Source organism: Burkholderia cenocepacia (assembly GCF_014211915.1).
GTDB classification, from domain to species: Bacteria; Pseudomonadota; Gammaproteobacteria; order Burkholderiales; family Burkholderiaceae; genus Burkholderia; species Burkholderia orbicola.
The window spans coordinates 1188414-1212659 of the sequence record NZ_CP060039.1 but is presented as its reverse complement, the minus strand read 5'-3'; the positions used below and the strand labels follow the sequence as shown (position 1 = coordinate 1212659).

Sequence of the window (24246 nt, the reverse complement as noted above, 5' to 3'; positions counted from 1 at the left end):
CCGCCGTGCCTCCCGGCGCCCGCACGCGAATCGCGTGCACCGCGGCGGGGCAGCCGCATCGCGGGTCGCCGTGCCCCGTCCGGCACCGGCCCCGTCTCACCCGTTCTCACCGGCGCCGCGCCGTTTCCCCGGCCGGCATCCCGAACCCGCCCGTCCCGGGCTTTCGCTATTCCGTTTATGTTTCGTTCCCTGACGACCCTGATCAAGAAGTGGCGCGCGTCGCGCAATGCCGGTCACCAGCTCGATGCGCTGCTCGCGCATGCCGACGCCGACGCGTCGTACGCCGAGCGCAGCGAATGGCTGATCGAGCTCGCGCACTGGCTGCGCCGCAACGGCACGGTGCAGGACGCGCCGGCCGAGCGCGACGCCGACACGCGCACGTATCCGGCCCATGCGCGGCTGCGCTACCTGTTCCACGTGCTCGACCGCAACCCCGCGTGGAAAGCGCACGCGGCGCGCATCCTGCGCGGCATCCTGCGCGAGTGCGACGGCATCTCGCTGCTGTGCGACGCCGGCATGCCGGTGCATTCGGGCTTCTTCGGCGCGCTGTTCGAGCGGATCGATTCGTCGCTGATCCCGCCCGCACCGAACCGCCGCGAGCTGTCGGCGCTGTTCACGCTGATGTTCCCCGCGCCCGAGGACGCGAAATGGATCGACGCGCTGCCCGACGACCTGCTCGCGCGCCTCGCCGGCCTGATTTCGTTCGACGTCACCGAGGAAGAGCGCCACGAGCCCGGCTCGTTCTCGCGCGACCTGCTGGCCGCGCTGCACAACCTGACCTGCCAGATCAGCTCGACCGGCCTGTCGCAGACGGTGCGCAGCCGGCTGTCCGACGACGATGCGCGCAAGCCGCTCGAATCGCAGCCGTTCTACCGCCTCACCCGCGCGATGCTCGCGGTCGAGACCGCGCATGCGGCCGTCGAGGACGGCGGCGACCCGAGCAAGCTGCTGCACGAGGTGAACTACCTGCGCGTGCTGCTCGACGAATGCCGGATCGCCGTCGACGACGTGTTCGCGCACCTGTACCGCAACGGCGTGTCGGTCGACATCGTGTTCCAGGTCGAGCGGATGCGCATGCGCATCCTGCGCGCGGAAACGCTGCTGAACGCGTGGATGGCGCGCGACGACCTGCACGGGATGGCGCATCTGACCGCCGAGCTGGTCGACGCGAACCAGAACAGCCAGAGCGTCGCGCACCTCGTGCGCAGCAACTTCTCGCTGTTCGCGCGCAAGCTCGTCGAGACCAACGCGGACACCGGCGAGCACTACATCTCGCGCGGCCGCACCGAGTACCTGAAGATGCTGCGGATGGCCGCGGGCGGCGGCCTCGTCACCGTCGTGACCGTGTGCGTGAAGTTCGCGATCACGGGCGCGCACCTGCAGTCGATGCTCGAAGGGCTGCTCGCGGGCATCAACTACGCGGCCAGCTTCATGCTGATGCACTTCCTGCACTTCACGCTCGCGACCAAGCAGCCCGCGATGACCGCGCCGACGCTCGCACGCGAGCTCGACGACACCGGCCACGAGGAAGGCGTGAAGACGTTCGTCGCGTCGGTGATCGCGCTGATCCGCACGCAGGCGGCCGCGATTTCCGGCAACGTGCTCGTCGTGCTGCCCGTGTGCCTGCTCGTGCAGCTGTTCGCGAGCAACGTGCTGCACGCGAACCTGATCTCGCCGGAGAAGGCGCACGCGACGCTGCATTCGTTCTCGCTGCTCGGCCCGACGCCGTTCTACGCGGCGCTCACCGGCGTGCTGCTGTGGGCGTCGAGCCTGCTCGCGGGCTGGGCCGACAACTGGTTCGTGCTGCACCGGGTCGGCGACGCGCTCACGTACAACCGCCGGCTGCGCCTGACGCTCGGCGCGACCGGCGCCGCGAAGCTCGCGCACTTCTGCCGCTCGAACGTCGCCGGCGTGGTCGCGAACGTCGGCCTCGGCCTGATGCTCGGCCTCGTGCCGGCGATCGTCACCGTGTTCATGTTCCCGTTCGAGGTGCGGCACGTGACGCTGTCCGCCGGCTCGATCGGGATCGCGCTCGGCGTGCTGGGCAAGGGTGCGCTCGGCACGCCCGAGCTGTGGTGGGCCGCCGCCGGCGTGCTCAGCATGGCGATCCTCAACGTGCTCGTGAGCTTCGCGCTCGCGTTCACGATGGCCGTGCGCTCGCGCAGCCTGCGCCCGACCAAGGTGCGCGCGCTCGTCGCGGCGATCGTCCGCACGGTGCTGTCGAACCCGCTCGCGCTGTTCTGGCCGGCGGGCAACCCCGCCGCGCGCGCCGGCCAGCCGGGCACGCACTGACACTTGCGGCGCGGTGGCGGCGCCCGGCCGGGCGCCCCTCGCCGCACTCCCGGCACGCGCGAGCGGCCGTCGCCCCGACGCCGCCGCGCCGAAACGCCGGCCCCGGTCGCCCGCGCCGCGTACAATAGTGGACTTTTGCACGTCCTCACCCGCCTTATGTCCTCGCCCACCCTGTTCGAATTCTTCGCCCCCTGCCCGCGCGGCCTTGAAGCGGCGCTTGCCGCCGAGCTGGCCGAAATCGCCGGCCGCCACCTGAACGGCGCGCCGTTCACCGCGGGCGCGCAGGTACCGGGCGGCGTCCATTTCAGCGGCGGCTGGGCCGCCGGCATGGCCGCGAACCTCCATTCGCGCATCGCGAGCCGGATTCTGCTGAAGATCGCGCACGGCCCGTACCGCAACGAACAGGACGTCTACGCGCTCGCGCTCGAGCAGCCGTGGGAACGCTGGTTCGCGTCGACGCAGACGCTGCGCATCGACATCACCGCGATCAAGTCGCCGCTGAAGAGCCTCGAATTCACGACGCTGCGCGTGAAGGATGCGATCTGCGACCGGATGCGCGAGAAAACCGGCTCGCGCCCGAGCATCGACACCGGTGCGCCGGACGTACGCGTGTTCGCGTTCCTGACCGTCAACGAGTGCACGCTGTACCTCGACACGTCGGGCGAGCCGCTGTTCAAGCGCGGCTGGCGTCTCGACAAGGGGGCGGCGCCGCTGCGCGAGAACCTCGCGGCCGGCATCCTGCGCCTGACGGGCTGGACGCCCGGCACCGCGCTGTACGACCCGATGTGCGGCAGCGGCACGTTCCTCGCGGAAGCCGCGCAGATCGCGCTCGGCGTGGCGCCCGGCGTCGAGCGCCGGTTCGGCTTCGAAAAGCTCAAGCAGTACGACATCACCGCGTGGCAGGGGCTGAAGGTCCCGGCGCTCGACGCGAAGCGCGCGGCGCGCGGCAAGCGCGGCGAAGCGCTCGGCGTGTACGGCAGCGACATCTCCGGCGACATGCTCGAGAAGGCGCGCGCGAACCTCGAACGCGCGGGCGTGTCGTCGGTGTGGCTCAAGCAGGTTGACGCGCGCGGGATGACGCCGCCGTGCGACGGGCCGGGCATCCTCCTCGCGAACCCGCCGTACGGCGAGCGGATCGAAGTGCGCGGCCGCAGCGCGCGCGGCGAGGTGCGCGAAACCGGCCGCAACCGCGGCAACGACGACGCATTCCGCCGCACGCACACCGACGCGCCGGACAGCGAGTTCTTCAACGCGCTCGGCGATGCGCTGAAGCAGCGCTTCACCGGCTGGCAGGCGTTCCTGCTGACGTCCGACCGTTCGCTGCCGGGCCAGTTGCGCCTGCGCGAATCGGCCAAGACGCCGCTGTTCAACGGCGCGCTCGAATGCCGGCTGTTCCGCTTCGACCTGATCGCCGGCAGCGTGAAGGCACGCCCGGCGGCGGCGGAAGGCGACGACGCGTAAGCCAGCCGTTCGCTTCCACACGCAACGACTTCCAGGGGCCGCCATCGCGGCCCCTGTGCTTTTGCGCAGCCGGTCAGGGCTTCGACTGCGACCGGCGCGCCATCGTGAACGGCAGCGCATGCCCCGTCTCGAGCAGCGACTTCAGGCTCGACAGCACGACCGGCCAGCCGCCGCGAATCCCGCGATCCCTCTCCGAACCGGGCGCGAGCCCGTCGTGCGTGACGGTCAGCTTCACGACGCCCTCATGCGGCTCGACCAGACAGATGACAACTCTACTGACAATACGGTGTCAGCAGCCCGCGCTCACACTGCAATCCCGGCGCAATGCAGGCTGGTTTCCACACCGAATCCGCATAACAACGCAAACAACGCAAACAACGCAAACAACGCAACAAGGAGCTCGTCATGACGTCAGCAACCGCCACTGCCACCCCGGAACGCGCGATCGCCTGGTTCGACATTCCGTCCCTCGATTTCGACCGCGCGATCCGCTTCTACGAAACCGTGCTGCAAACCACGTTGCAGCGCGCGGTCATCGGCGGCGTGCCGATGGCGACGTTCGATCGCGACGCGTCGAGCACGGGCGGCAGCATCGTGTTCGATCCGCAGCAGATCAAGCCGAGCGCGAACGGCGTGCTCGTCTACCTGAACGCCGGCGAATCGGTCGTCGCGGCGCTCGAACGCGCGAAGCGCGCGGGCGGCGTCGTGCAGGGCTCGGTCGTCGAGTTGCCGAACAACTACGGCTACGTCGGCTACCTGATCGACACGGAAGGCAACCGCGTCGGCCTGCACGCGCCGAAATGCCACTGAGCGCAGCGGTCAGCGGGCCGGCGCGGCGCTATCATCGCGAAGTCCCCGTCGCCAGAGGAATCGAGGTGCTGTCATGACCCGCCGTGCCGACCGCCTGTTCCAGATCGCCGAGCTGTTGCGCGGGCGTCGTCTCACGACCGCGCAGCAGCTGGCCGACTGGCTGTCGGTGTCGCCGCGCACGGTCTATCGCGACGTGCGCGACCTGCAACTGTCAGGGGTGCCGATCGAAGGCGAAGCCGGCATCGGCTACCGGCTGAACCGCAACGCGAGCCTGCCGCCGCTCACGTTCACGGCCGAGGAGCTGGCGGCGCTCGCCACCGGCGCACGCATGCTCGAGACCTGGGGCGGCGCGCGCTTCGCGAGCGGTGCGCGCTCGGCGCTCGCGAAGATCGCGTCGGCGATGCCGGCCGACAAGCGCACGGCGCTCGACCGGCTGCCCGTGTTCGCGCCGTCGTTCCACATCGACGAGACGTTTTGCGCGAAGGTCGACGCGATCCACCAGGCGATCGACACGCGCCACATCGTCAGCTTCGACTACCGCGACCGGCTCGGCGCGCATTCGCAGCGCCGCGTCTGGCCGCTCGGGCTCGTCTACTGGGGCGGACGCTGGACGATCGGCGCGTGGTGCGAGCTGCGCGGCGATTTCCGTACCTTCGACATCGCGCGGATGGGCGACATCACCGTGCACGAGCAGTTTCCGGACATGGAAGGCCGGCGGATCGCCGACTACATGCGGATCGCGGAAGCGCCGATGCGCTGACGCGCTGACGTGGCAAGGCGGCGGACACGCGCCGCCGCCCTTCATTTTCCGGGCGCCATGTGGCGCCCGGCCCCACTTCGTTACCCGCCGAATACCACCGGCCGCTTCGGCCGCTCGTCGACGTGCAGCGAAAACACGTCCGCACGCGCGTAGTGGCCGACGACGTCGAAGTCATAGCGCGCCTTCACGAGTTCGTCGGTGTCGATACGGGCAGTGACGAGCCCGGCCTCGCCGATCAGCGGCTCCGTCAGCAGGTCGCCGAGCGGCCCGACGATCACGCTGCCGCCGCGGATCAGCGGCCGCTCGGGGTCCCAGCCCGGCACGTCGATGCCGAGCGCACGCGGCGACGGCTGCACCTGGCACGCACTCACGACGAAGCAGCGCCCTTCGTGCGCGATGTGCCGCATCGAGCTCTGCCACACGTCGCGCTCGTCGACGGTCGGCGCACACCAGATCTGCACACCTTTCGCGTACATCGCGCAACGCAGCAGCGGCATGTGGTTCTCCCAGCAGATCGCGGCGCCCGCCCGGCCCGCGGCCGTGTCGACGACGGGCAGCGTCGAGCCGTCGCCCTGCCCCCAGATCAGCCGCTCGGTGCCGGTCGGCATCAGCTTGCGGTGCTTCGCGACGAGCCCGTCGCGCGGATCGAAGAACAGCGCCGTGCAGTACAGCGTGCTGCCGCCGCGCTCGATCACGCCGACCACGAGGCTCGCGCCGGTGCGCTGCGACAGCGCGGCCAGCTCGTCGGTTTCCGGCCCCGGCACGTCGATCGCCTGCGCGGCGTAGCGCGCATACGCATCGCGCCCCTCGGGCAGCCGGTAGCCAAGCCGCGTGCCGAAGATCTCGCCTTTCGGATAGCCGCCTAGCACGGCCTCGGGCAGCACGACCAGCGACGCGCCGCTGTCGCGGATCGCGGTTTCGTAGCCGAGGATCGTGTCGAGCGTGGCGCGCGTGCCGGCGGGCGATGCGCCGATCTGCAGCGCGGCGATGACTGAGGTGGACATGAAGGCGTCTCCGGTGAATGCGGTGAATGGGATGACGCCATCTTTGTCGATATCATTTCATCGATCAAATCGATATAACGATAACTGACATGAATGTGGATGATATCGCCGGCCTCGACCTGAACCTGCTGAAGGTGTTCGAGGCGCTGTACGAGGAAGGCGGCGCGAGCCGCGCGGCGCTGCGGCTCGACCTCACGCAGTCGGCGGTCAGCGCGGCGCTCGGGCGGCTGCGCGTGATCTATGCCGATCCGCTGTTCGTGCGCACCGGCCGCGGGCTCGCGCCGACGCCGCGCGCGGACGAACTGAAGCCGATCCTGTCCGATGCGCTCGACCGCTGCCGCGAAAGCCTCGCGATCGCGGCCGATGGCGGCGACCGCGTCGGCCGCACGATTTCGATCGGGATGTCCGACGATTTCGAGATCGCGCTCGGCCGCGCGCTGATCGATGCGGTCGCGCACGAAGCCGCCGGCATCCGGCTGATCTTCCGGCAGACCCACAGCGGCATCGCCGGCGACGCGCTGCTGCGGCACGGCATCGACCTCGCGATCGCGTCGGGCGGATTCTCGGCGAACGGGCTCAGCCGGCGCGCGGTCGCGACCGGCGGCTATGCGTGCCTGATCGATCCGGCCGGCCGCGCGCGGGCGCCGCGCACGCTGACGCTCGCCGAGTTCCTGCGGCGCGACCATCTGCTCGTGTCGTCGGGCGGCGTGATCGGGATCGTCGACGAGGCGCTGGCCGCGCTTGGCCACAAGCGGCGCGTCGCGGCATCGACCACGCATTTCGCCGCGCTGCCGTACCTGCTCGCCGGCTCCGACGCGGTCGCGACGATTCCCGCTCATGCGGCGCATGCGATCGCGCAAGCAACCTCGCTGCGTGCCCTCGCGTGCCCGATCGACCTGCCGCGCTATCCGGTCGAAATCGGCTGGCGCACGAGCACGCAGCGCGACCCGGCGATCGTGCGCGTACGCGACGCGATCGCCGCCTGCGTCGCACGCCTCGTCACCCCATGAAAAAGGCCCGGCCGGCTTCTTGTACCGGTCGGGCCTGTCCGGAGGCGCGGCGCCCGCGCATCGAAGCGGGCGCCGCGTAGCCGAGGGCCTGCGTTACTCGACGGCCTTCACCATGTCCTCGATGACCTTCTTCGCATCGCCGAACACCATCATCGTCTTGTCCATGTAGAACAGGTCGTTGTCGAGGCCCGCGTAGCCGGCCGCCATCGAGCGCTTGTTGACGATCACCGTGCGCGCCTTGTACGCCTCGATGATCGGCATCCCCGCGATCGGCGATTTCGGATCGTTCTTCGCGGCCGGGTTCACGACATCGTTCGCGCCGAGCACGAGCACCACGTCCACCTGGCCGAATTCGCCGTTGATGTCCTCCATCTCGTGCACGATCTCGTACGGCACTTCCGCTTCCGCGAGCAGCACGTTCATGTGGCCCGGCATCCGCCCCGCGACCGGGTGGATCGCGTACTTCACGTCGATGCCCTTCTCGACCAGCTTGTCGGTCAGCTCCTTCAGCGCGTGCTGCGCGCGGGCGACGGCAAGGCCGTAACCCGGCACGATCACGACCGATTCCGCGTTGCCGAGCATGAACGCCGCGTCGTCGGCCGAGCCCGACTTCACCGGCCGCTGCTCCTGCGCGCCCGCCGCGCCGCCGGCCGCGGCTTCCCCGCCGAACCCGCCGAGGATCACGTTGAAGAACGAGCGGTTCATCGCGTGGCACATGATGTACGACAGGATCGCACCCGACGAGCCGACCAGCGAGCCGGCGATGATCAGCATCGCGTTGTTCAGCGAGAAGCCGATGCCGGCCGCGGCCCACCCCGAGTACGAGTTCAGCATCGACACGACCACCGGCATGTCCGCGCCGCCGATCGGGATGATGATCAGCACGCCGAGCACGAACGCGATCGCCGTCATGATGATGAACGGCAGCCACGCCTGCGTGATGAAGAACAGGATGCCGAAGCCGAGCATCGCGATCGCGAGCATCAGGTTGATCAGGTGCTGGCCCGCGTACACGACCGGCGCGCCCTGGAACAGCCGGAACTTGTACTTGCCCGACAGCTTGCCGAACGCGATCACCGACCCGGAGAACGTGATCGCGCCGACGAACGTGCCGATGAACAGCTCGACGCGGTTGCCGTACGGGATGAAGCTCGACGACACCGCGTCCTGCGGCACGAGCCCGAACGCTTCCGGCTCCGACACGACCGCATACGCGATGCACACGGCCGCGAGACCGATCAGCGAGTGCATCGCCGCGACGAGTTCCGGCATCTTCGTCATCTCGACGCGCGCGGCGACGAATGCCCCGACACCCCCGCCGACGATCAGCGCGCCGAGCACGAGCGCGAGGCCGAGCGGCAGGTTCGCGCCGAGCCACGCGGCCTGCTTGACGATCAGCGCGAGGGTCGTGAGGATCGCGATGGCCATCCCGACCATCCCGAACAGGTTGCCGCGCCGCGCGCTCTTCGGGTTCGACAGCCCCTTCAGCGCCTGGATGAAGCACACCGACGCGACGAGGTACAGCAGCGTAACGACGTTCATGCTCATCGCGCGCCCTCCTTGCCGCCCTCGACACGCTTGGGCTCCTTCTTGCGGAACATCTCGAGCATGCGCCTCGTCACGAGAAAGCCGCCGAACACGTTGACGGCCGCGAGCGCGACCGCGAGCGTGCCGAAGAACTTGCCGGTCGCGCCGACGGTAAGCGCGGCCGCGAGCATCGCGCCGATGATCACGATCGCCGAGATCGCGTTGGTCACGGCCATCAGCGGCGTATGCAGCGCCGGCGTGACGTTCCAGACGACATGGTAGCCGACGTACACCGCCAGCACGAAGATGATCACGTTGATCACCGTGTGATTGATGACTTCCATGGTCTCCTCCGTTATTTGCGCGTGAGCTCGCCGTCGCGACACAGCAGCGTCGCGGCGACGATGTCGTCGGTCAGGTCGATGTTCAGCGTGCCTTCCTTCGTGACGATCAGCTTCAGGAAGTCGAGCAGGTTGCGTGCATACAGCGCCGACGCGTCCGACGCGACCATCGACGCGAGGTTCGTGTAGCCGGCGATCGTCACGCCGTTGTGCACGATCACCTGGTCGGCGACGGTCAGCGGGCAGTTGCCGCCCTTGCGGCCGTCGACTTCCGGGCCGCGGCCGGCCGCGAGATCGACGAGCACCGAGCCGGGCTTCATCGACTGCGCTGTGTCGACCGAGATCAGCGTCGGCGCCGGGCGGCCGGGAATCAGCGCGGTGGTGATCACGATGTCGGCCTGCTTCGCGCGTTCGTGCACGAGCGCGGCCTGGCGGCCGAGCCACGACGGCGGCATCGGGCGCGCATAGCCGCCGACGCCCTGCGCAGCTTCGCGCTCTTCGTCGGTTTCGAACGGGACGTCGAGGAATTTCGCGCCGAGCGACTCGATCTGCTCCTTCACGGCCGGCCGCACGTCGGACGCCTCGATCACCGCGCCCAGCCGCTTCGCGGTCGCGATCGCCTGCAGGCCCGCGACGCCCGCGCCGAGAATCAGCACGCGCGCCGCCTTCACGGTGCCCGCGGCCGTCATCAGCATCGGCATGAAGCGCGGATACAGCGACGCGGCCACCAGCACGGCCTTGTAGCCGGCGATGTTCGCCTGCGACGACAGCACGTCGAGACTCTGTGCACGCGTGGTGCGCGGCGCGGCCTCGAGCGCGAAACCGGTCACGCCGGCCGCGGCAAGTTGCGCCGCCTGCTCGCCGTTGAACGGCTCGAGCATGCCGACCAGCACGGCGCCGCGCTTGAGCAACGGCAGTTCGGCATCGGTGGGCGCCTGGACCTTCAGCACGAGGTCGGCGGCAAAAGCGGCCGACTGGTCGGTCAATTCGGCGCCGGCGGCCACATAGGCTTCATCGGGATAGCTGGCTGCACTGCCGGCCCCTTTCGCGATACTGACCCGATGGCCGGCCGCCGCGTATTTCTTCACGGTTTCCGGCGTCGCAGCCACGCGCGCCTCGTTGGCCCGCGTTTCAGCAGGCACTCCAATATGCATCGTCAGTTCCTCCAGTCATTGTCAGTATTTCTTTTCTTGCGTTCTTTACTGCGCAACGAGCCGGACAGGCTGACTTACCGGCTCACGAGCAACGGCTTTCACGCTGCACTTTAACCGAAAGCGATGCCCCCGCCAGCACTTTCCGCACGACCGTGCTCGAATGCGACATCCGTTTGGTCCGTGCCGTCGCGCCGCGCCCGGACGGATGAACTCCGAGGGTCGGATTCGTCTAACCAGACGGCCGGCAGCGTTCGGGCGCAACCGGTAAAATGCCGACCATGAAACCCGAACTCTGGACCCCGCATGTGACGGTCGCCGCGCTCGTCGAGCGCGCCGGCCGCTTTCTCGTGATCGAGGAAGAAACCTCGACGGGCCTGCGCATCAACCAGCCGGCCGGTCATCTGGAAGCCGGCGAAACGCTGGCCGACGCCGTGATCCGCGAAACGCTCGAGGAAACCGCGCACCCGTTCACGCCCGACGCACTCGTCGGCGTCTATCTCGCGCACTACGAGCGCCCCGGCAGCGCCGGCGCGACCTACCTGCGCTTCACGTTCTGCGGCACGGCCGGCGAACCGATCGCGGGCCACGTGCTCGACGACGGCATCGTGCGCACGCTGTGGATGACGGCCGACGAGCTGCGCGCCTGCAGCGAGCGCCATCGTTCGCCCGCGGTGATGCGCTGCGTCGACGACTATCTCGCCGGGCGGCGCGTTCCGCTCGATTTCGTGCACACGCATTCGGTCGCCCCGCGCCCCGAGGCATTCGAACGTCAGGCGGTCAGCAAATGAGCAAGCGCCGTGTAGTGGTGGGCATGTCGGGCGGCGTCGATTCGTCGGTGACCGCGTGGCTGCTGAAGGAACAGGGCTACGACGTGGTCGGCCTGTTCATGAAGAACTGGGAAGACGACGACGACGGCGAGTACTGCTCGACGCGCCAGGACTGGATCGACGTCGTGTCGGTGGCCGACCTGATCGGCATCGACGTGGAAGCCGTCAACTTCGCCGCGGAATACAAGGACCGCGTGTTCGCCGAGTTCCTGCGCGAATACTCGGCCGGCCGCACGCCGAACCCGGACGTGCTGTGCAACGCCGAGATCAAGTTCAAGGCGTTCCTCGACCACGCGATGTCGCTCGACGCGGAAATGATCGCGACCGGCCACTATGCGCGCGTGCGCGAACGCGACGGGCGTTTCGAACTGCTGAAAGCTTTCGATCACACGAAAGACCAGTCGTACTTCCTGCACCGGCTGAACCAGGCGCAACTGTCGAAGACGATGTTCCCGCTCGGCGAGATCCCGAAGACGAAGGTGCGCGAGATCGCCGCGCAGATCGGGCTGCCGAACGCGAAGAAGAAGGATTCGACCGGCATCTGCTTCATCGGCGAACGGCCGTTCCGCGATTTCCTGAACCGCTATCTTCCGACCAAACCCGGCCCGATGAAGACGCCCGACGGCAAGGTGGTCGGCGAGCACATCGGCCTCGCGTTCTACACGTTCGGCCAGCGCAAGGGTATCGGCCTCGGCGGCAGCAAGAGCGGCAGCGGCGAGCCGTGGTTCGTCGCCGCGAAGGACATCGCGTCGAACACGCTGTACGTCGTGCAGGGCCACGATCATCCATGGCTGTTGTCGCGCGAGCTCGTCGCCGGCAACGTGAGCTGGGTCGCCGGCGAACCGCCGGCGGACGGCTTCGCGTGCGGCGCGAAGACACGCTACCGGCAGGCCGATGCGGCGTGCGTGTTCGGCGCGGCGGCTGCCGGCCCGGCAGGCGAAGCGCGCTTCTCGCTCGCGTTCGACGACGCGCAGTGGGCCGTCACGCCCGGCCAGTCGGCCGTGCTGTACGACGGCGAGATCTGCCTCGGCGGCGGCATCATCGAATCCGCGGCCACTGGCCAGCCCGGTCAGGCTGCGGCCCACGCGCCGGCGCTCGCCGAAGCACGCTGACATCCATTCGGTTTAGACTTGCGGCACCCGCGCCCGGCAGAGCACGATTCCGCCGGGCGCGGGTGCCGTCTTCGCAGCGTACGCATGGCGGCATTTCAGAATTCTTACGGAGTCCCCATGCTTTCAAGACGCTACCTCGCGATGTGGTGTGCTGTCCTGCTGCTCGTCGCCGCGGCCGCACTCGCGTCGATCCACGTGCTTTCGTGGCTGTGGATCATCCTCCCCATCGCCCTCGTCGCGCTCGGCCTGTACGACCTGAACCAGGATCGCCACGCGATCCTGCGGAACTACCCGCTCTGGGGCCACTTCCGCTTCCTGTTCGAATTCATCCGACCTGAAATCCGCCAGTACTTCGTCGAGGACGACACCGACGAGAAGCCGTTCTCGCGTGCGCAGCGCAGCCTCGTCTACCAGCGCGCGAAGAACGTCGCCGACAACCGCCCGTACGGCACCGAGCTGAACGTGAAGGCCGTCGCGCACGAATGGATCAGCCATTCGCTCGCGCCGACGAAGCTGCCGAACCACGATTTCCGCATCCGCGTCGGCGCGAATCGCGCGCAACCGTACGACATTTCGATCTTCAACATCTCGGCGATGAGCTTCGGCTCGCTGTCCGCGAACGCGATCCGCTCGCTGAACCTCGGCGCGAAGAAAGGCGGCTTCGCGCACGACACCGGCGAAGGCTCGCTGTCGAAGTACCACCGCGAGAACGGCGGCGACATCATCTGGGAAATCGCGTCCGGCTACTTCGGCTGCCGCAACGACGACGGCACGTTCAACCCCGACAAGTTCGCGAAGCAGGCCGCCGATCCGCAGGTCAAGATGATCGAGGTGAAGCTGTCGCAAGGCGCGAAGCCCGGCCACGGCGGCGTGCTGCCGGCCGCGAAGATCACGCCGGAAATCGCCGAGACGCGCGGCGTGCCGATGGGCAAGGACTGCATCTCGCCCGCGACGCACTCGGAATTCTCGACGCCGCGCGGGCTGCTCGAATTCGTCGAGCGGCTGCGCACGCTGTCCGGCGGCAAGCCGACCGGCTTCAAGCTGTGCATCGGCCATCCGTGGGAATTCTTCGGGATCGCGAAAGCGATGCTCGAGACGGGCATCGTGCCCGACTTCATCGTCGTCGACGGCGCGGAAGGCGGCACCGGCGCGGCACCGCTCGAATTCACCGACCACGTCGGCGTCCCGCTGCAGGAAGGGCTGCTGCTCGTGCACAACACGCTCGTCGGCATCGGCGTGCGCGATCGCGTGAAGCTCGGCGCGAGCGGCAAGATCATCACCGCGTTCGACATCGCGCGCACGCTCGCGATCGGCGCGGACTGGGTGAACTCGGCGCGCGGCTTCATGTTCGCGGTCGGCTGCATCCAGGCGCAGCACTGCCACACCGACCGCTGCCCGACCGGCGTCGCGACGCAGGACCCGGTGCGCCAGCGTGCGCTCGTCGTGCCCGACAAGGCCGAGCGCGTATACAACTTCCACCGCAATACGCTGCATGCGCTGCAGGAACTCGTGCAGGCGGCCGGCCTCGCCCATCCGTCCGAGCTGCGCGCGCATCACATCGTGCAGCGGGTCGCGCCGCACGAGGTGCGGCTGATGTCGCAACTGCTGAAATACCTGAAACCCGGTGCGCTGCTCGACGGCCAGACCTGCGGCTTCTCGCTGTACGACAAGTGGTGGCCGATCGCGCGCAGCGACTCGTTCACACTCGGCGAGGCCGTGTACGCGTCGATCGACTGATGCAGGCGGCCGGCCCGCTCCGGCGGCGGGCGGCCTGCGCCGCAAAAAGAAAAGCGCCCCGCGGGGCGCTTTTCTTTCGTCTGCCGAATGCGTGATGACCGGGCCGCGGCTCAGCTCTGCGGCAGCGTATCGGCGAACGATTGCCGCTGCAGCAGCTTCACGAAGTGCTTGTCGAGATTCGGGTGGCGATCGCGCCAGTTGAGCTCGGGCATCCGGAAATCGAGGTAGCCGAGCGCGCAGCCGAGTGCGATGTCGGCGAGCGTGTAATGATTGCCGACGCACCACGCCTTGCCGCCGAGACCCTGCGACATCGCGACGAGCGCGTCGTCGATCTTGCGTTGCTGGCGCGCGATCCAGCTCGCGCTGCGCTGCGCCTCGTCGCGCATCGTGTGTTCGAGACGGATCGCGACGGCTGCGTCGAGCACGCCGTCGCCCAGGGCTTCCCAGCAGCGCACTTCGACGCGCTCGCGGCCTGACGGCGGAATCAGCTTGCCGACCGGCGACAGCGTATCGACGTATTCGCAGATCACGCGGGAATCGAACACCGCGGCACCATCCTCCATCACGAGGCACGGGACCTTGCCGAGCGGATTCGATGCATGAATATCCGTCTCCGGCGCCCACACGTCCTCGAGCTCCAGCTTGTAGTCGATCTTCTTTTCAGCAAGCACGATCCGCGCCTTTCGGACGTACGGGCTGCTGAGCGAACCGATTAATTTCATCATCTGCCTTTTCAAGGGAACTGCCGGGAGTATACGTTGTCGTCGATCATAACCGGCCGGTGCAGCCGGGTAGAAAATCGCCCGTCCGGCCTGTGGATGGTTTGCAACAGCCGCCGCGCGGGCCTTGGCCGGTGCGGCTTCGGGCCCTGCTCTCACGCACCGCGTCGCGCGGCGCTACAATCGCACGATGAATGCGCCCCTCGATACCGCCATCGCCGTCGACGTCTACCGCCAGCGCCGTGAACGCGTGCTTGCCGCACTGCGTGCCGCGGGCGGCGGCGTCGCCATCGTCCCCACCGCGCCGGAAATGCTGCGCAACCGCGATACGGCCTACCCGTACCGGTTCGACAGCTACTTCCATTACCTGACGGGCTTCACCGAGCCGGATGCCGTGCTCGTGCTGAACGCGGCCGCGCCGCACGGCGCGCCGGAATCGATCCTGTTCTGCCGCGCCAGGAACGTCGACCGCGAGATCTGGGAAGGCTTTCACTACGGCCCCGACGCCGCGCGCGACGCGTTCGGCTTCGACGCGGCCTTCGCGACCGACGTGATCGACACCGAGATGCCGCGCCTGCTCGCCGATGCGGGCACCGTGCACTACCGGTTCGGCGCATCGGCCGACTTCGAGCGCCAGCTCGCCGGCTGGATCGACGCGGTGCGCGCGCAGGCACGCGCGGGCGTCGCCGCACCGGACGCGCTGCTCGACCTCACGCCGCTGCTCGACGACATGCGGCTCGTGAAGGACGAACACGAACTCGCGATCATGATGCGCGCCGCGCACATCTCCGCGCTCGCGCACCGCCGCGCGATGCAGGTGTGCCGCCCGGGCATCCGCGAATACGAGCTCGAGGCCGAGCTGCTGTACCTGTTCCGCAAGCACGGCGCGCAGGCGCCCGCGTACGGCTCGATCGTCGCGGCCGGCGCGAATGCGTGCGTGCTGCACTACCCGGCCGGTAACGCGGCCGCGCGGGACGGCGACCTGATCCTGATCGACGCCGCGTGCGAACTCGACGGCTATGCGTCGGACATCACGCGCACGTTCCCGGCCAACGGCCGCTTCTCGCCCGCCCAGCGTACGCTGTACGACATCGTGCTCGCCGCGCAGCAGGCCGCGATCGACGCGACGCGCGCGGGCGTGCCGTTCGAGGCGCCGCACGACGCGGCCGTACGCGTGCTCGCCCAGGGGCTGCTCGACACCGGCATCATCCCGAAAACGCGCTTCTCGAACGTCGACGACGTGATCGCCGAGCGCGCGTACACGCGCTTCTACATGCACCGCACCGGCCACTGGCTCGGGATGGACGTGCACGACTGCGGCGACTACCGCGAGCGACTCGCCGCGCGCGACGCCAACGGCGCGCTACCGTGGCGCACGCTGAAGCCCGGCATGACGCTCACCGTCGAGCCCGGCCTGTACGTGCGCGCGGCCGACGACGTGCCGCCCGAGTACTGGAACATCGGCATCCGCATCGAGGACGACGCGATCGTGCGCGAGCACGGCTGCGAGCTGATCACGCGCGGCGTGCCGGTCGCGGCCGACGAGATCGAGGCGCTGATGCGCGCGGACGCATGACCGGCCGCCGACCGTTACCTCCGTTTCACGAATCAAGATGACGACCGCTTCCTCCCCGGCCACGCCGGATTACGATCTCGCCATCGTCGGCGCCGGCCCCGTCGGGCTCGCGCTCGCCGGCTGGCTCGCGCGCCGCAGCGCGACGCGGCACGCATCGATCGCGCTGATCGATGCGCGCGAACCGGCCGCGAGCGCGAACGACCCGCGCGCGATCGCCGTATCGCACGGCAGCCGCGTGCTGCTCGACACGCTCGCGTGGCCTGCCGACGCCACGCCGATCGAACATATCCACGTATCGCAGCGCGGCCATTTCGGCCGCACGCTGATCGACCGCGACGAACACGCGCTCGCGGCGCTCGGCTACGTCGTGCGCTACGGCTCGATCGTGCAGGCGCTCGCGGGCGCCGTGCGCGGCACGCGGGTCGACTGGCTCACGTCGACCACCGCGCACACACCGCAGCAGGATGCCGACGGCGTCACGCTGACGCTCGACGGCCCGCAAGGCGGGCGCACGCTGCGCGCGCGCATCGTCATCAATGCCGAAGGCGGGCTGTTCCATGAACAGCAGGCCGACGCGGGCAAGCATCGCCGCGATTACGGTCAGACCGCGCTCGTCGGCACGGTCACGGTATCGGCGCCGCGCCCCAACGTCGCGTGGGAACGCTTCACGCACGAAGGCCCGCTCGCGCTGCTGCCGCTCGGCGGGCCGCGCCAGGCCGACTACTCGCTCGTCTGGTGCTGTACGCCCGACGAAGCGGCGCGACGGGCCGCGCTGCCCGACGATGCATTCCTGCGCGAGCTCGGCAGCGTGTTCGGCGAGCGCATGGGCGAATTCGTCACGATCGCCGGGCGCGCGTCGTTCCCGCTCGGCCTGAACGCGGCGCAGACGCTCGTCAGCGGCCGCATCGCGATCGTCGGCAATGCCGCGCAGACGCTGCACCCGGTTGCCGGCCAGGGGCTCAACCTCGGGCTGCGGGACGCGCACACGCTCGTCGACACGCTGTCCGCGCAAGGCTTCGAAGCGACCGCGCTCGCGACCTTCAACGCGCGCCGCGCGCTCGACCGGCGCCTCACGATCGGCGCGACCGACACGCTCGCGCGCCTGTTTACGATCGACGGGGGCCCGCTTCCGCTGCTGCGCGGCGCGGCGCTCACCGCGCTCGAATTCGTGCCGCCGCTTAAAAAGGTGATCGCGCGCCAGATGATGTTCGGTCAGCGCAACTGACACGCGGCGCACCGCACGGCCTCTTCGGGCAAACCAGGCAAAGCGGGTCAAATCGGCGGGGCGTGGGAATACGGTAAAATGCCCGTTTTCCGTCTTCCCTTCCCCTGCCCGCGCTTGTCGTGGGCGGCGCCATTGCGATGCCCGTTATCGGCCCTCACGTATTGCGTAACAACCTGTTCGTCGCCCCGATGGCCGGGGTGACGGATCGTCCGTTCCGCCAGCTGTGCAAGCGGCTCGGGGCCGGTTACGCCGTGTCCGAGATGGTCGCGTCCAACGCGCAGCTGTGGAAAAGCGCGAAGACGATGCGGCGCGCGAACCACGAAGGCGAAGTCGAGCCGATCGCGGTGCAGATCGCCGGCGCCGATCCGGCGATGATGGCCGAAGCGGCCCGCTACAACGTCGACAACGGCGCGCAGATCATCGACATCAACATGGGCTGCCCGGCGAAGAAGGTCTGCAACGTCGCGGCCGGCTCCGCGCTGCTGCAGAACGAGCCGCTCGTGCAGCGGATCGTCGAGGCGGTCGTCGCGGCGGTCGGCACGGGGCCCGATGCGGTGCCCGTCACGCTGAAGATCCGCACCGGCTGGGACCGCGAGCACAAGAACGCGATCACGGTCGCGCGCCTGGCCGAAGCGGCCGGCATCTCGATGCTCACCGTGCATGGCCGCACGCGCGCCGACCTCTACCGCGGCGACGCCGAGTACGACACCATCGCGGCCGTGAAGGCGGCCGTGCGGATCCCGGTCGTCGCGAACGGCGACATCACGTCGCCCGCCAAGGCGAAGGCCGTGCTCGATGCAACCGGCGCCGACGCGCTGATGATCGGTCGTGCCGCGCAAGGCCGGCCGTGGCTGTTCCGCGAAATCGATCATTTCCTGCAAACCGGCGAGCTGCTGCCCCCGCCGCGGATCGACGAGATCCAGCACGTGATGAACGAACACCTGGAAGACCACTACGCTTTCTATGGCGAATTCACCGGCGTGCGTACTGCGCGCAAGCACATCGGCTGGTACACTCGCGGCCTTTCCGGTGCCAACGGGTTCCGGCACCGAATGAACACGCTCGATTCCACCCGCGAGCAGCTCGCCGCCGTCAATGCATTCTTCGAGGCGCAAAAGGCGCTGTCGGACCACCTCGTCTACGTCGATGACGAAGCGGAAAACAGCCAGGGCGAGTCGGACGACCATAACCAGTTAGCAGCATGAGCAAGCACAACATCGAACAATGTGTCCGCGAGAGCCTGGACGTGTATTTCCGGGATCTAGACGGCTCCAATCCGCACGACGTCTATGAAATGGTGATGTCCTGCGTCGAAAAGCCGATGCTCGAGGTCGTGCTCGTACAGGCCGGCGGCAACCAGTCGCTCGCCGCCGAGTACCTCGGCATCAATCGCAATACGCTGCGCAAGAAGCTGCAGCAGCACGGCCTGCTGTAGGCGGCCGTCCCGTCCCCGTTTCCCTGGCTATTGGTGGTTCCATCATGATCAAGCAAGCGCTCATTTCCGTTTCCGACAAGACCGGCATCGTCGACTTCGCGAAGTCGCTGTCCGACCTCGGCGTCAAGCTGCTGTCGACGGGCGGTACCGCGAAACTCCTCGCCGACGCCGGCCTGCCCGTGACCGAAGTGGCCGATTACACGGGCTTCCCGGAAATGCTCGATGGGCGCGTGAAGACGCTCCACCCGAAGGTGCACGGCGGCATCCTCGCCCGCCGCGACCTGCCCGAGCACATGCAGGCGCTCGAACAGCACGGCATCCCGACGATCGACCTGCTCGTCGTGAACCTGTATCCGTTCGTCGCGACGATCGCGAAGGACGATTGCACGCTCGCCGATGCGATCGAGAACATCGACATCGGCGGCCCGACGATGCTGCGCTCGGCCGCGAAGAACCACCGCGACGTGACGGTCGTCGTCGATCCGGCCGACTACGCGGTCGTGCTCGACGAAATGAAGGCGAACGGCAACACGGTCGGCTACCCGACCAACTTCCGCCTCGCGACGAAGGTGTTCGCGCACACCGCGCAATACGACGGCGCGATCACGAACTACCTGACGAGCCTGACCGACGAGCTGAAGCACGCATCGCGCAGCACGTACCCGGCCACGCTGAACCTGGCGTTCGACAAGGTGCAGGACCTGCGCTACGGCGAGAACCCGCACCAGAGCGCGGCGTTCTACCGCGACCTCGCGACGCCGGCCGGCGCGCTCGCGAACTACCGCCAGCTGCAGGGCAAGGAACTGTCGTACAACAACATCGCGGATTCGGACGCGGCGTGGGAGTGCGTGAAGACGTTCGACGCGCCGGCCTGCGTGATCATCAAGCATGCGAATCCGTGTGGCGTCGCGGTGGGCAACGACTCGGCCGACGCATATGCGAAGGCGTTCCAGACCGACCCGACCTCGGCATTCGGCGGCATCATCGCGTTCAATCGCGAAGTCGACGAAGCGGCCGCTCAGGCGGTGGCGAAGCAGTTCGTCGAAGTGCTGATCGCCCCGTCGTTCTCCGACGCCGCGAAGCAGGTGTTCGCCGCGAAGCAGAACGTGCGCCTGCTCGAGATTGCACTGGGTGACGGCCACAACGCATTCGACCTGAAGCGCGTCGGCGGCGGCCTGCTCGTGCAATCGCTCGATTCGCGCAACGTGCAGCCGAGCGAACTGCGCGTCGTCACGAAGCGCCAGCCGACCGCGAAGGAAATGGACGACCTGCTGTTCGCGTGGCGCGTCGCGAAATACGTGAAGTCGAACGCGATCGTGTTCTGCGGCAACGGCATGACGCTCGGCGTCGGCGCCGGCCAGATGAGCCGCGTCGATTCCGCGCGCATCGCGAGCATCAAGGCGCAGAACGCGGGGCTGACGCTGGCCGGCTCGGCCGTCGCGTCGGATGCGTTCTTCCCGTTCCGCGACGGCCTCGATGTCGTCGTGGCGGCCGGCGCGACCTGCGTGATCCAGCCGGGCGGCTCGATGCGCGACGACGAAGTGATCGCGGCAGCCGACGAGCACGGTATCGCGATGGTCCTGACGGGCGTGCGTCACTTCCGTCACTGATCGCGGCATGCGGCCCGCGCGGCCGCTGCACGGGAACCCGGCGGCATCACCCCCGCCGGGTTTTTTATTGCGCGGCGCCTTCGCGCACGACCGGGCGACCGGCTTGCCGCACCATTCGTTGTAGTATCGCTGCATCACGCCATTCTCCTCACTCATGCGAATTCTCGGCATCGACCCTGGCCTGCGCGTCACCGGCTTCGGCGTCATCGACGTCAGCGGCCACCGGCTCGCCTATGTCACGAGCGGCGTGATCCGCACACCGACGGCCGATCTGGCCACCCGGCTCGGCACGATCTTCCAGGGCGTCTCGACGATCGTGCGCGAACACGCGCCCGATCAGGCCGCGATCGAAAAGGTGTTCGTCAACGTGAACCCGCAGTCGACGCTGCTGCTCGGCCAGGCGCGCGGCGCCGCGATCTGCGGGCTCGTCGCGGGCGGACTGCCGGTCGCTGAATACACGGCGCTGCAGCTCAAGCAGGCCGTGGTCGGCTACGGCCGTGCGACCAAGACGCAGATGCAGGAAATGGTCACGCGGCTGCTCAACCTGTCCGGCCAGCCGGGCTCGGACGCCGCCGACGCGCTCGGCATGGCGATCTGCCACGCGCACGGCGGCAACACGCTCAGCACGCTGGGCGGCCTGGCGCCGGCGCTCGCGCAGAAAGGGCTGCGCGTGCGGCGCGGCAGGTTGGTCGGCTGACGCTGCCGCGCATCGCGGCCCGTGGCCCGACGCGTCGGGCCACGGCGTGGGCCGCCTGGACCGGGTTGGCCGCTTGCCCGCTTTATCCTCACCCGACATACCCGCGACACGCGCCGCTTCGGCCTGACGGCCGCGCCCATCGGCATTGCGCCGCGCGTGCGCTACACTCGCGCTTTCTTCCTCGCATCCCGTCCTCCATGATCGGTCGCATCGCCGGCATCCTGCTCGAAAAGAACCCGCCTCATCTGCTCGTCGACTGCAACGGCGTCGGCTACGAAATCGACGTGCCGATGAGCACCTTCTACAACCTGCCGCAAACGGGCGAACGCGTCGTGCTGCTCACGCAGCAGATCGTCCGCGAGGACGCGCACCTGCTGTACGGCTTCCTGACGCCGCAGGAGCGCACGACCTTCCGCGAGCTGCTGAAGATCACCGGCATCGGCGCACGCATGGCGCTCGCCGTGCTGTCCGGCATGAGCGTGCAGGAGCTCGCGCAGGCCGTGACGATGCAGGACGCCGCCCGCCTCACGCGCCTGCCCGGCATCGGCAAGAAGACGGCCGAGCGTCTGCTGCTCGAGCTGAAGGGCAAGCTCGGCGCCGACCTCGGCGCGCTCGCCGGCGCCGCGTCGCCGTCCGACCATGCGACCGACATCCTCAACGCGCTGCTCGCGCTCGGCTACTCCGAAAAGGAAGGCCTCGCCGCGATCAAGAACGTGCCGGCCGGCACTGGCGTGTCCGAAGGCATCAAGCTCGCGCTGAAGGCACTGTCGAAGGCGTAACGCACATTCGATCCGGCCGTCGAAGCCAGTGTCGCGCCGCCGCGCGGCGCTCGCCAGTCGGCCGTTCGGCCAGGTGGTCCGGGCTTCGCCGCGCGGTACAATGGCCGCATGATTGAAACCGACAAACTCGCCACCGAGCAGCGGATCATCGCCGCCACGCCCGCCTCGTCGCACGAGGAGGTGTTCGAACGTGCGTTGCGGCCGCGCCAGCTCGACGACTACGTCGGCCAGGAAAAGGTGCGCGGCCAGCTCGAGATCTTCATCGAAGCCGCGAAGCGCCGCTCCGAGCCGCTCGATCACGTGCTGCTGTTCGGGCCGCCGGGGCTCGGCAAGACGACGCTCGCACACATCATCGCGCGCGAGATGGGCGTGAACCTGCGTCAGACGTCGGGCCCCGTGCTCGAGCGCGCGGGCGATCTCGCCGCGCTGCTGACGAACCTCGAAGCGAACGACGTGCTGTTCATCGACGAGATCCACCGGCTGTCGCCGGTCGTCGAGGAAATCCTGTATCCGGCGCTCGAGGATTACCAGATCGACATCATGATCGGCGAAGGCCCGGCCGCGCGCAGCGTGAAGCTCGACCTGCAGCCGTTCACGCTGGTCGGCGCGACCACCCGCGCGGGGATGCTGACCAACCCGCTGCGCGATCGTTTCGGGATCGTCGCGCGCCTCGAGTTCTACGACGCCGAACAACTGTCGCGCATCGTGCGCCGCTCGGCGTCGCTGCTGAATGCGCAGATCGATCCGAACGGCGCGCTGGAAATCGCGAAGCGTGCGCGCGGCACGCCGCGGATCGCGAACCGGCTGCTGCGCCGCGTGCGCGACTTCGCGGAAGTGAAGGCCGACGGCCAGATCACCGCGGCCGTTGCCGACGCCGCGCTCGCGATGCTCGACGTCGATCCGGTCGGCTTCGACCTGATGGACCGCAAGCTGCTCGAAGCGATCCTGTACAAGTTCGACGGCGGCCCGGTCGGCATCGACAACCTCGCGGCGGCGATCGGCGAGGAGCGCGACACGATCGAGGACGTGCTCGAACCGTACCTGATCCAGCAGGGCTTCCTGCAGCGCACGCCGCGCGGGCGCGTCGCGACGCTGCTCACGTATCGCCACTTCGGGCTGTCGGTGCCCGATGCGCGCCGCACCGAACGCGACGAGTGGGATACCCCCGACGGCAAGTAATCCGCCGCCCAAGCCGCCCCCGCCATGACGACGCCGCCCAGCCGCCACCCCACCGCACCCGCGCCGGGCCCGCGCTGGGCCGAGCCGATCCGCAAGCGGCTCGTGGCCGGCATCACGCACCTGACGGCCGGCGGCGGCGGCCCGTCGATCGATCTCTCCTCTCCGCCTGGCGACCCAGGGCTGTTCGGCCCCGACGCCGTCTGCTGGCGCGTGCATGCCGATTTCACGTCGATGATGACGGGCGGCATCGCCGCGCTGCTGCTGCAGGCGCTCCACCCGCTCGCGCTCGCGGGCGTCTGGGATCATTCGTCGTTCCGCACCGACATCTTCGGCCGCTTGCGGCGCACCGCCACGTTCATCACGGGGACGACGTTCGGCAGCCGCGCGGACGCGCTCGCACTGATCGAGCGCGTGAAAGCGATCCATGCGCACGTCTCGGGCAGCGCGCCGGACGGGCGGCCGTACCGCGCCGACGATCCCGCGTTGCTCACCTGGGTGCATGTCGCGGAAGTGTCGAGCTTCCTTGCCGCGCATCTGCGTTACGTGAATCCGGCGCTGTCCGGCGAGTTGCAGGACCGCTATTACGCGGAAACGGCACTGATCGCCGAGCTGCTCGGCGCGCACGAGGTGCCGCGTTCGCGCGCCGAGGTAGCGGCCTATCTCGCGCGCATGCTGCCCGAGCTCGAAGCCGGGCCGCGTACCTTCGACGTGATGTCCATTCTGCTGAACGTGCCGGTCGCGAGGCCCGCGCTGCGGCCTGCCGCGTCGCTGGTGATGCATGCCGGGATCGACCTGCTGCCGCCATGGGCGCAGCGCATGCTCGGCGTGTCGACGTTCGCGCCGTTGCGGCGCGCGGTGGTCCGGCCGGGCATCCGCGCCGTCGCCCCCGTGCTGCGCTGGGCGCTCGTCAACGGCGCGTCGAAGCGTGCGCGCCGCCGCGCGACGGCCACGCCGTCCGACGGCACTCCGCCTGCCTGACGATCCGTTTCTT

22 protein-coding genes and 1 pseudogene are annotated in these 24246 nt (G+C 68.7%); 17 read left to right on the top strand and 6 right to left on the bottom strand.

Features of this window, described 5'->3' with window-relative positions:
* Positions 1-177: 177 nt before the first annotated feature.
* A complete protein-coding gene (locus tag SY91_RS05700; RefSeq protein ID WP_124476111.1) occupies positions 178-2292 on the top strand; it encodes a site-specific recombinase in 2115 nt (704 codons plus the stop codon).
* A gap of 156 nt (positions 2293-2448) precedes the next feature.
* Positions 2449-3753 carry a class I SAM-dependent RNA methyltransferase gene (locus tag SY91_RS05695; protein ID WP_023477436.1) on the top strand — a complete coding sequence of 435 codons (1305 nt, stop codon included), beginning with the start codon at positions 2449-2451 and terminating at the stop codon, positions 3751-3753.
* Between the two features lie 73 nt (positions 3754-3826).
* Here SY91_RS05695 and SY91_RS05690 read toward each other — a convergent pair.
* Positions 3827-4021: pseudogene (locus tag SY91_RS05690) on the bottom strand (SRPBCC domain-containing protein); the annotation flags it as partial.
* Positions 4022-4158: 137 nt separating this feature from the next.
* Here SY91_RS05690 and SY91_RS05685 point away from each other — a divergent pair.
* Positions 4159-4563, top strand: coding sequence for a VOC family protein (locus SY91_RS05685; RefSeq protein ID WP_006476880.1), 405 nt, complete (start codon positions 4159-4161; stop codon positions 4561-4563).
* Positions 4564-4636: 73 nt separating this feature from the next.
* Complete coding sequence (locus SY91_RS05680) at positions 4637-5323, top strand: helix-turn-helix transcriptional regulator (RefSeq protein WP_011544611.1); 687 nt, start codon at positions 4637-4639, stop codon at positions 5321-5323.
* 80 nt (positions 5324-5403) lie between these two features.
* On the opposite strand, the gene SY91_RS05675 is transcribed toward SY91_RS05680, so the two are convergent.
* The gene (locus SY91_RS05675) at positions 5404-6327 is read right to left on the bottom strand and encodes a carbon-nitrogen hydrolase family protein (RefSeq protein ID WP_043888447.1); all 924 of its coding nucleotides are present in this window, start codon (positions 6325-6327) and stop codon (positions 5404-5406) included.
* 89 nt (positions 6328-6416) lie between these two features.
* Here SY91_RS05675 and SY91_RS05670 point away from each other — a divergent pair, with 89 nt between their 5' ends.
* Positions 6417-7337 carry a LysR family transcriptional regulator gene (locus SY91_RS05670; protein WP_023477438.1) on the top strand — a complete coding sequence of 307 codons (921 nt, stop codon included), beginning with the start codon at positions 6417-6419 and terminating at the stop codon, positions 7335-7337.
* Positions 7338-7430: 93 nt separating this feature from the next.
* Here SY91_RS05670 and SY91_RS05665 read toward each other — a convergent pair whose 3' ends face one another.
* Genes SY91_RS05665 through SY91_RS05655 form a run of 3 tightly spaced genes read right to left on the bottom strand, consistent with a single transcriptional unit; the run spans position 7431 to position 10359 of the window.
* Positions 7431-8885: an NAD(P)(+) transhydrogenase (Re/Si-specific) subunit beta gene (locus SY91_RS05665; protein WP_012327915.1), complete on the bottom strand. Its 1455-nt coding sequence runs from the start codon at positions 8883-8885 to the stop codon at positions 7431-7433.
* The gene (locus SY91_RS05660; RefSeq protein WP_023477439.1) at positions 8882-9208 is read right to left on the bottom strand and encodes an NAD(P) transhydrogenase subunit alpha; all 327 of its coding nucleotides are present in this window, start codon (positions 9206-9208) and stop codon (positions 8882-8884) included. The genes SY91_RS05665 and SY91_RS05660 overlap by 4 nt, the downstream gene beginning before the upstream one ends.
* A gap of 11 nt (positions 9209-9219) precedes the next feature.
* Positions 9220-10359, bottom strand: a complete 1140-nt coding sequence (locus tag SY91_RS05655; RefSeq protein WP_012327913.1) for a Re/Si-specific NAD(P)(+) transhydrogenase subunit alpha — start codon at positions 10357-10359, stop codon at positions 9220-9222.
* 278 nt (positions 10360-10637) lie between these two features.
* Here SY91_RS05655 and SY91_RS05650 point away from each other — a divergent pair, with 278 nt between their 5' ends.
* The 3 genes from SY91_RS05650 (at position 10638) to SY91_RS05640 (ending at position 14035) form a co-directional block, all read left to right on the top strand.
* Positions 10638-11147: an NUDIX hydrolase gene (locus SY91_RS05650; RefSeq protein ID WP_043888453.1), complete on the top strand. Its 510-nt coding sequence runs from the start codon at positions 10638-10640 to the stop codon at positions 11145-11147.
* The gene (gene mnmA / locus SY91_RS05645) at positions 11144-12298 is read left to right on the top strand and encodes a tRNA 2-thiouridine(34) synthase MnmA (RefSeq protein ID WP_023477440.1); all 1155 of its coding nucleotides are present in this window, start codon (positions 11144-11146) and stop codon (positions 12296-12298) included. The genes SY91_RS05650 and mnmA overlap by 4 nt, the downstream gene beginning before the upstream one ends.
* Positions 12299-12415: 117 nt before the next feature.
* Positions 12416-14035, top strand: coding sequence for an FMN-binding glutamate synthase family protein (locus SY91_RS05640; RefSeq protein ID WP_023477441.1), 1620 nt, complete (start codon positions 12416-12418; stop codon positions 14033-14035).
* Between the two features lie 110 nt (positions 14036-14145).
* On the opposite strand, the gene SY91_RS05635 is transcribed toward SY91_RS05640, so the two are convergent.
* Positions 14146-14757, bottom strand: a complete 612-nt coding sequence (locus SY91_RS05635) for a glutathione S-transferase family protein (protein WP_023477442.1) — start codon at positions 14755-14757, stop codon at positions 14146-14148.
* Between the two features lie 187 nt (positions 14758-14944).
* Here SY91_RS05635 and SY91_RS05630 point away from each other — a divergent pair, with 187 nt between their 5' ends.
* From SY91_RS05630 to SY91_RS05590, 9 genes are all read left to right on the top strand, one after another.
* The gene (locus SY91_RS05630; protein WP_011544601.1) at positions 14945-16330 is read left to right on the top strand and encodes an aminopeptidase P N-terminal domain-containing protein; all 1386 of its coding nucleotides are present in this window, start codon (positions 14945-14947) and stop codon (positions 16328-16330) included.
* A 37-nt stretch (positions 16331-16367) separates the two neighbouring features.
* Positions 16368-17555, top strand: coding sequence for a UbiH/UbiF/VisC/COQ6 family ubiquinone biosynthesis hydroxylase (locus tag SY91_RS05625; protein ID WP_023477444.1), 1188 nt, complete (start codon positions 16368-16370; stop codon positions 17553-17555).
* A 137-nt stretch (positions 17556-17692) separates the two neighbouring features.
* On the top strand, positions 17693-18760 hold the full coding sequence (dusB, locus tag SY91_RS05620) for a tRNA dihydrouridine synthase DusB (protein WP_006476891.1): 1068 nt from the start codon (positions 17693-17695) through the stop codon (positions 18758-18760).
* Entirely contained in the window at positions 18757-18990 is a 234-nt protein-coding gene (locus tag SY91_RS05615; protein ID WP_006476892.1) for a Fis family transcriptional regulator, read from the top strand. Before dusB ends, SY91_RS05615 begins: the two co-directional genes overlap by 4 nt.
* 44 nt (positions 18991-19034) lie before the next feature.
* A complete protein-coding gene (purH, locus tag SY91_RS05610) occupies positions 19035-20600 on the top strand; it encodes a bifunctional phosphoribosylaminoimidazolecarboxamide formyltransferase/IMP cyclohydrolase (RefSeq protein WP_011694149.1) in 1566 nt (521 codons plus the stop codon).
* Positions 20601-20754: 154 nt separating this feature from the next.
* The gene (ruvC, locus tag SY91_RS05605) at positions 20755-21297 is read left to right on the top strand and encodes a crossover junction endodeoxyribonuclease RuvC (RefSeq protein ID WP_006476894.1); all 543 of its coding nucleotides are present in this window, start codon (positions 20755-20757) and stop codon (positions 21295-21297) included.
* A gap of 197 nt (positions 21298-21494) precedes the next feature.
* The gene (gene ruvA, locus SY91_RS05600) at positions 21495-22076 is read left to right on the top strand and encodes a Holliday junction branch migration protein RuvA (protein WP_021162490.1); all 582 of its coding nucleotides are present in this window, start codon (positions 21495-21497) and stop codon (positions 22074-22076) included.
* Between the two features lie 108 nt (positions 22077-22184).
* Positions 22185-23255, top strand: a complete 1071-nt coding sequence (ruvB, locus tag SY91_RS05595; protein WP_006476896.1) for a Holliday junction branch migration DNA helicase RuvB — start codon at positions 22185-22187, stop codon at positions 23253-23255.
* A gap of 24 nt (positions 23256-23279) precedes the next feature.
* Entirely contained in the window at positions 23280-24233 is a 954-nt protein-coding gene (locus SY91_RS05590) for an oxygenase MpaB family protein (protein ID WP_023477446.1), read from the top strand.
* Positions 24234-24246: the final 13 nt, after the last annotated feature.